The organism is Ferrithrix thermotolerans DSM 19514 (genome assembly GCF_900128965.1).
Classification (GTDB): Bacteria; Actinomycetota; Acidimicrobiia; order Acidimicrobiales; family Acidimicrobiaceae; genus Ferrithrix; species Ferrithrix thermotolerans.
Genome location: NZ_FQUL01000094.1, coordinates 1 through 1,115, shown reverse-complemented (window position 1 = coordinate 1,115; position 1,115 = coordinate 1). Strand labels below are relative to the sequence as shown.

Here is a 1,115-nt window from a genome sequence, read left to right as displayed (position 1 = left end):
CGGCTTCAATCTGGCCATACACCCAAGAACGCTCAACAACTTACCGATTCCTGGTCGATCTTGGCACCGGATTACCACTTATTTCCGAAGACCCGGGATCGCCAGATGTTTTATCGTCAGAGACTGATGAGATTTCCTTCGAAGCCTAATTCGCTCTTGAGGGGCCAACCTCGATCAGTTGTGATAAGTACGCCAGCGCTATTTTGGATGGCGGTAGCAATAACCAGGGCGTCAGGCAGTTTGACCTTTTGGCCGTGACGGGCTCGGAGTCTCGCTGCCGCAACAGCGGTTTCTATATCCAGTTCCGCCACCTTGAGTGGGAGACGCTCTAGGAACTCAAGAACTCTTGCGACTGATGACTCACCGTAGCGCGCCGGAGACACCAGCGCTTCAGCAAGCGCTGAAGCCGGTATTGCTATTTGGTCTCCGCGCTGTCGAGCGTTAGCCAACTCGCTCTTTGCCTCGAGATGGTGCGCGTCACTCGCGTCGAAAAAACCAATAAGAACACCTGCGTCGATGACGGTTAGTCCCATTCGTTACGAAGTCGTTCAAGCATTTCGTGTTCGAATATGCCCGTCATTGACCCTGAGAAACTCGAAATGACATCTTCTTCACGTTCGAGCACCACCCGGCCGGGGCCGTCGGCTCTAGCAATGACACGCTCGCCCACTTCTAAACCAGCGATTCGCATTGCGTCAATTGGAATGGTCACCTGGTGCTTTTGGCTAATCTTAGTAGCGCGCCATGGTTTCTTTACTTTCTCCATATTTGTAAAGAATAGCAATTCTTCAGGTCAAAGAAGCCGCTGAAAGACTCTCAATACCGCCTGCAACCTAGCGGCCGGCTTTCAAACTTTTGTCAACTCCTAATCGAACTGTTTGGGTTAATTGCATCGACCAATGTACGGTCACAATGTCCAGACATCAAAGCCAATCCATCCTGTCAAAGGAAATCGAGAATGGGTTGTGTACCATAAGTTGTGCAAATAAGCCATGACACTTAGCGACCAAGCTCTACTTTCGGATCCTACCAACCTTTTGTAGACATCTTGTGAAGGAAATTACTGAATCAGCGTTAGCTCCTCTGTCGGTTGATTGATTCAGACCACCTCGGGA

The 1,115-nt window shown here is 50.2% G+C and carries 2 protein-coding genes; both read right to left on the bottom strand.

The window, feature by feature from the left end; translation table 11 throughout:
- Window positions 1-116 precede the first annotated feature (116 nt).
- A complete protein-coding gene (locus BUA24_RS11775) occupies window positions 117-533 on the bottom strand; it encodes a type II toxin-antitoxin system VapC family toxin (RefSeq protein ID WP_072792820.1) in 417 nt (138 codons plus the stop codon).
- The gene (locus BUA24_RS11770) at window positions 524-766 is read right to left on the bottom strand and encodes an AbrB/MazE/SpoVT family DNA-binding domain-containing protein (protein ID WP_072792818.1); all 243 of its coding nucleotides are present in this window, start codon (window positions 764-766) and stop codon (window positions 524-526) included. The genes BUA24_RS11775 and BUA24_RS11770 overlap by 10 nt, the downstream gene beginning before the upstream one ends.
- Window positions 767-1,115: the final 349 nt, after the last annotated feature.

Coding starts and splice junctions, on each gene's coding strand:
- BUA24_RS11775 (WP_072792820.1), bottom strand. CDS start 533: ATGGGACTAACCGTCATCGACGCAGGTGTTCTTATTGGTTTTTTCGAC.
- BUA24_RS11770 (WP_072792818.1), bottom strand. CDS start 766: ATGGAGAAAGTAAAGAAACCATGGCGCGCTACTAAGATTAGCCAAAAG.